A 2,796-nucleotide genomic window follows, 5' to 3' on the forward strand; every position below is an offset into this window, starting at 1 on the left:
GTCAGGGAATCAAAGTTCAGTAGTCAAATTCCCAGCGACAAGAAGTGATGTTCTGGCTGTTGGCGCCACAACGAATAAGGACAAGCGGGCAGATTTTTCAAATAACGGTAGTGGTATTGACGTGGTGGCTCCTGGGGTTGGTATATATACCACCGATGGAGTCGGGATTTTTGGTGAAGGTCCGGGAGATTACATTACAAAGAATGGCACATCAGAAGCAGCCGCAATCGTCTCCGGAGTGGCAGCTTTGATACTTTCAACAAACCCGTCGCTCAATCAGGCGCAGGTTCGTCAGATTATTGAGTCAACAACCGACAAAGCAGGTGGCTACGCCTATACCCTCGGCTCCGGCGAGAATGCGTCCCAGAGTTGGAACATTGAAATGGGATACGGGAGAGTCAATGCTTTCAAAGCAGTGCAAAAAGCACGTGGCGTCATCAATGGCCCGGACGTTTTTTGCAGCACAGCTTCCTATTCGATATCAGGCGCACCATCAGGCGCTACTACATGGTCCACAGATTTTCCTGGTTATGTCAGCATTAATGCGGCTGGGTTAGCACAGAGAATTTCTGACCGGGTCGTTACAATATCTGCCAATATAGCAACGGCTTGCGGGACAAAACAGTTGACCAAAATGGTAACGGCCGGAAGTCCATCTTATACGCACATTACTGCCGAATCAGGGTATATAGGAACCGGGCAAAGGATCATCGATTTGTGCGCGCTCCCTGTTGAAGCCGAAGCAGCTTACCTGGGACCTGGTACAATCAGCGGTTATGAATGGCAAATTCAGGCACATCCGAACTGGACCATTAACAAGAAGACAGCTAATGGTAAAATTGTAGAGATTAATTATTGGCAAAGTCCTGCAAACAATCCTGAAAAAATATACGTGAGGGCAAAAAATACCTGTGGGTGGGGAGCATATCAGGAGACTTTATGGACCATCAAAAATTGCTTCGCCGCATACACGATCTATCCTAATCCTGCCGAAAAATTCATCAATATTGATTTTGATGATGTTAAATCCGAAAATTCTTTACCTGACCGGATTGAGCTTTATAAAACAACATACGATAAACTTTTAAAATCAGTTTACCCGAAAGCACTTTATAATAATCATGAACTCATTAGCAACAAAACAATTTCTATCAATGTAAGTGAATTTGAACGTGGCAACTACGTAGTTCATATTATTAAAGGAGCAGAAACTGAGCGCCGTCAAATACAACTAAGATAGGTTTACTATTTCATAGGCATTCTTTCTCATTCTAAATTCATCATGATGAGTGTCAAATCTCAAATATATCTTTGCAGTGTATTGCTTACTTTGTTATTAGCATTCACTAATTGCTCGAAAAAAACTCCTGAGCCGGAAATAAAGTATATTCCGGGAGAAATTACCGTTTGGACGAAAGATGATACCAGCATTGAAAAAACTTTTGATTTTATCAATGAATTTGGATTGCCAATTGAGCGGCTAACAGGAATTCTTATGTATCACTCAACATTGTCAAATGATAGCATCGATTATGTTAGCGACTACCTAAAAGCGAAACCTTACACAGATAACGGAAAGATATTTACAACCGTCTACATCTCAGGAAGCGGCGATCCACACATCGGAGTAAGTCCGCAACTCTTCAACATGCACAGTCTAGAAAATCAAAAAGACTGGCTTGATACCGTTACAAAACTGAAACTGGTTCTTAGAACAGAGTCGATACTTGATAGCTTTACTTTGCGAATCAGGGTACCAATCGGATCAGAAAAATCATGGCTGAAAAAAATGGAAAAGCATGACATTGTTGAATTAGCATATCAATCTTACGAATGATCAGCGAGACAAAATCGCGAAGACATCTAAATCGTTAATGCTCGTCCGGAAATCTGATGCATTAAACGGCTGTGCTGAATCAAAGAAATTTCACCCATCATGCTTTACCCCTCCGCCATTATCCGCTCCCTGTGCTTCAACCCCCAATCCCGCAATACTTCTATTACCACTTTCAATGAATGCCCGTAGTCTGTCAGCGAATATTCCACTGTGACGGGGATGGTGGCGAAGACGGTTCTTTTTACAAGTTCGTGCGATTCAAGGTCGCGGAGTTCTTTGGACAGCATTTTGTCGGTAATACCCGGGATCTCTTTGGCGATTTGTGAAAAACGCTTGTTTCCGTACATCAGCGAAATGATGATCGGCAGCTTCCATTTACCATTCAATACCTCCAACGCGTCACGCACCGGCAGAATGCACTTAGAACATTCCTCCTTTTTGGTTAGCTGCGCAGCTATAAGTTCCTGCTCCATCATGAATCAATTTAGCTATCCTTTTGTATAGTACTTACAAATATATAGTTTATTGCTATAAGTTTGTGGAAGAATTTAATAAAGCATCAAAACCATGAGCGAACTCATAGAAAAATTGAAATGGCGCTATGCCGCCAAGCGTATGACCGGTGAGACAATCCCGGCCGAAAAGCTGGACAACATACTGGAATCCATCAAACTTGCACCCTCATCGGTTGGGTTACAACCTTATAATGTGATCGTAGTTCAGGATCAGGCGACAAAAGAAAAGATACACGTCGCTGCTCCTCAGCCGCAGGTTTTGGAAGCTTCGCACATTCTGGTGTTTGCTGCCTGGGAAAAGATCGGTGCCCAGGATATCACCAACTACATTCAGCTGATTGCCGATACCCGCGGCATTACCACCGAGTCGCTTTCCGGTTTTCAAAACAGCATTAACGGAGGTATTCTTTCAAGAACAGAAGAAGCGAATTTCCAGTGGGCTGC

At 43.1% G+C, this 2,796-nt stretch carries 4 protein-coding genes; 3 read left to right on the top strand and 1 reads right to left on the bottom strand.

All coding sequences use genetic code 11. From position 1 onward, the window contains the following. The coding region (locus tag ACTIE6_RS24310; RefSeq protein WP_439559091.1) for a S8 family serine peptidase at positions 1–1,240 on the top strand (1,240 nt) is incomplete at its 5' end. A gap of 42 nt (positions 1,241–1,282) precedes the next feature. Next, positions 1,283–1,837 carry a hypothetical protein gene (locus ACTIE6_RS24315; RefSeq protein ID WP_439559092.1) on the top strand — a complete coding sequence of 185 codons (555 nt, stop codon included), beginning with the start codon at positions 1,283–1,285 and terminating at the stop codon, positions 1,835–1,837. Between the two features lie 104 nt (positions 1,838–1,941). Here the strand turns inward: ACTIE6_RS24315 and ACTIE6_RS24320 are convergent, their stop codons facing one another. Then, positions 1,942–2,313 (bottom strand): winged helix-turn-helix transcriptional regulator, encoded by a 372-nt coding sequence (locus ACTIE6_RS24320; RefSeq protein WP_439559093.1) that lies wholly within the window; start codon positions 2,311–2,313, stop codon positions 1,942–1,944. Positions 2,314–2,404: 91 nt separating this feature from the next. On the opposite strand from ACTIE6_RS24320, the gene ACTIE6_RS24325 reads away from it, so the two are divergent. Continuing rightward, positions 2,405–2,796 (top strand): nitroreductase family protein (locus tag ACTIE6_RS24325; protein ID WP_439559094.1); only part of this gene is annotated, 392 nt, incomplete at its 3' end.

It is taken from the genome of Dyadobacter sp. (genome assembly GCF_051859145.1).
GTDB lineage: Bacteria > Bacteroidota > Bacteroidia > Cytophagales > Spirosomataceae > Dyadobacter.

What these genes read in the sequence shown, in the direction of transcription:
- ACTIE6_RS24315 (WP_439559092.1), top strand. Translation starts at nt 1,283, where the DNA reads ATGATGAGTGTCAAATCTCAAATATATCTTTGCAGTGTATTGCTTACT.
- ACTIE6_RS24320 (WP_439559093.1), bottom strand. Translation starts at nt 2,313, where the DNA reads ATGATGGAGCAGGAACTTATAGCTGCGCAGCTAACCAAAAAGGAGGAA.